We start from the raw sequence: 3,018 nt of genomic DNA on the forward strand, positions 1-3,018 counted from the left end.
ACTCGTGCACCGGGATCTGAAGCCGTCCAACATCCTGCTGTCCCGGCTCGGGCCGAAAGTGATCGATTTCGGTATCGCGCGCGCCCTGGACTCCGCGACGGTACTCAGCGGGGATCGCCAGCTCGGGACGCCGGCGTTCATGGCGCCGGAACAGGCCCTGGGCGAGCAGGTCACCTCGGCGGCGGACGTGTTCGCCTGGGGCGGTATCCTCATCTTCGCCGGGATCGGTCGTTACCCGTTCGGTAACGGCCCCGCTCCCAGCGTGCTGTACCGGACGGTCAACGATCTTCCGACGCTTGACGGCTTCGAGGACAGCCTGCGGCCCCTGGTCTCCGATGCGATGCGCAAGGCAGCGGCGGAGCGACCCACCGCCGAGAAGCTCTACGCGCGCCTTCTAGACCTACGTGTCGAAGCCCCGATGGCGGTCAAGGGGCTGTCCCTGTCCGAGGTGACCGCGCTGATCCGGCCGCTGAACACGTCCCCCGGCGGCGCCTCCGGAACGTCGGCGAGCGACGCCGACCTCGCGGGTCCGATCACGCCCGTCACCGGCCATCAGCCGATCGGACCCCCGCCGCCCGCGAACCTGATCTCGTTCCCGGGGCCGGGCATTCCCGGGGCACCAGCCCGGTCCGGCCCGTCGTCGGTTCCGGGCCCGACCTCTTCTCCCGGGCTCGGGTCGTCCTCGTCGGGGAGCGAGGCGTCACCGTCCGGGCCGGATGCCCGCTGGCGGCCGGGCGCAGGCTCGTCGTCCCTCGCCGATGCTCTGGTGACGGTCTGGACCGAGGACGAACACAGCCAGGACCCCGGGCGAGGAGCGTCCTCGTCGTCCTCGTCTCAGCGGTCGTCCTCGTCGTCGCGGAGGTCCCCGTCCGCCGCGCCACCGGGCGACCGGGCCCGCAACCGACGTCCGCTGATCATCGTTGCCCTGGTGGCCGCCGTCACCGTGCTCGTGACGACGGTTGCCATCGTGTCCACCAGGGGCGGGGGCTCGCGGACCGAGATGAGCGTGCCTGAAGCGGTCGCCGAACGGGCGCTGCTCCTCCAGGACGGCAACACGGGACTCGCTCGCCGGCTCGCGCTCGCGGCCTACCGCGCCGAGCCGCGCTCGGCCAGGACCCGGAGCGCGATGATCGCGCTGTTCGGTGCCGGGATCACCCCGACCACCATCCCCGTCGGGACCGGTGCCCTGCTGGCGCTCGCGGTGAGCCCGGACGGGCACTGGATCGCGGCGGGGAGCGACAACGGAACGGTCACGTTATGGGAAGTCGTCGGTCGGACCGAGCTGGTCCGGCGCACCTCCGTCTCGGTGCCGAGCCGCAGCTGGGTCGAGTCGCTGGCGTTCAACCGGGACGGTGGCCTGCTCGCCGCGGGTCATTCCGACGGCACAATCCGACTGTGGAACCTGCACGACCCCGAGCAGATGGTCCGATGGTCAACCATCCAGGCCCACACCGACGCGGTGAAGTCGGTGGCCTTCAGCCCGGACAGCAACACTCTCGGGTCCGCGAGTGCGGACGGCATCGTCGCGCTGTGGGACGTCACGGACCCGGCGCGTCCGAAGCAGCGCGTCCGGGCGGACGGTCAGACCGGGGGAGTGCGCTCGATGGCCTTCGCGCCTAACGGCACCCCGCTCGCGTTCGCTGGTGAGGACGGCACCGTCCATCTGTGGAACATCCGGGACGCGGCGCGGCCGACCGCGGGTGGAATCCTGCGCGGGCACAGCCGTGGGGTGCGGTCCGTGGTCTTCACCGGCGACGGAGGCGTTCTGGTCTCCGGCGGCGTCGACGCCACGGTGCGCCTGTGGGAGGTGCGGTATCCGGATAATCCCGCCCGTGGCGTCGCCACCGGCTCTCTGGGCGGGATCCAGAGCGTGGCCTTCGAGCCGGGTGCCGACGTCGTCGCCTCCGCCGGCGATGACGAGACGGTCCGGCTGACCGACATCTCCCGCCTGGACACGCCGATCCTGCTGACCCAGTGGCACGGGCACACCCAGCCGATCAGCGCGATCGCCTTCGTCTCCGGCACGGGCGTCGTCGTCTCGGCTGGTCACGACGGGACATTGCGGCTGTGGGACGCCGAGCCCGGCCGGCTCGCGGACACCGCGTGCGCCGATCCGGCGAACCGGATCACCGCCGGTGAATGGAGCACTGCCTTCAGAGATATGGGCTACCGGGCTCCCTGCGGCTGAGCTGACGACGGGTCGGCCGGTGGGGGCGGATGGTCCTGACGGCCTGGGCCGGCTCCCTCCCACCGGTACGACGGCCAGCGTCGACACCCGTCGGGCCAGTGACGAGGTCATCGCCGCACCCGTCGGTGGACTCGGCCGGAATCTCTCGACGTGGGGTCGCCGAAACCGCGACAAAATAGCGATGGAACCGTGACGTTGCGTTTACTCGCCGGCTATGCCGACCGGCCTAGCCGTGCCGGGTTGATCCGCCCGTCCAGAGAGGCCCGTCGGGCGGCCAAACCGAGCGTCGCCGGGCGCGATGCTGAACAGTGTCGAATCCGACCGTGTTGGGAGGCAGCGATGCTCCGTCACAGCTCGACGCCCGCGCATGTCGTGGCGCGCGATCTATCCGTTGACTACGTCACGGAGGAGGGGGAGCGAGAGGCGATCTCCGGCACACTCCGTTATGACCCGGCTGATCCCTTCGCCATCGAGTTGATCCTACGTCCCGGTGAAGAAGCCATCACCTGGATCTTCGCCCGCGCGCTGCTGGCCGAAGGGATCGAGGTTCCCGCCGGGACCGGCGACGTGCGCATCCGGCCGACGAAGTCCAGGGGGCAGTCTGTGATCATGGTATCCCTGTCCAGCCCGTCGGGGCATGCCGATCTCGAGTTGGCGAAGTCGAAAGTCACTGCCTTTCTCGCCGACTGCCACGGGCAGGTTCCAGCGGGGCGGGAGAGCAACGGCATCGACTGGGACAACGAGCTTCACATGCTGCTGCGCACTCGGAACACCTGACCGCTTCGGGTGTTCTCAAAGATCTCACCATGAACTCTGGTAATGACGATTCT

2 protein-coding genes are annotated in these 3,018 nt (G+C 69.8%); both read left to right on the forward strand.

What is annotated here, in order from left to right; all coding sequences use genetic code 11:
• The coding region (locus AC08ON_RS15610; protein WP_476617227.1) for a protein kinase family protein at positions 1-2,188 on the forward strand (2,188 nt) is incomplete at its 5' end.
• Between the two features lie 339 nt (positions 2,189-2,527).
• Entirely contained in the window at positions 2,528-2,965 is a 438-nt protein-coding gene (locus AC08ON_RS15615) for an SsgA family sporulation/cell division regulator (RefSeq protein WP_476608109.1), read from the forward strand.
• Positions 2,966-3,018: the final 53 nt, after the last annotated feature.

The organism is Frankia sp. CoWAU3, from assembly GCF_977971855.1.

Excerpts from the sequence above, each read along its gene's own strand:
- AC08ON_RS15615 (WP_476608109.1), top strand. The coding sequence starts at position 2,528 with ATGCTCCGTCACAGCTCGACGCCCGCGCATGTCGTGGCGCGCGATCTA.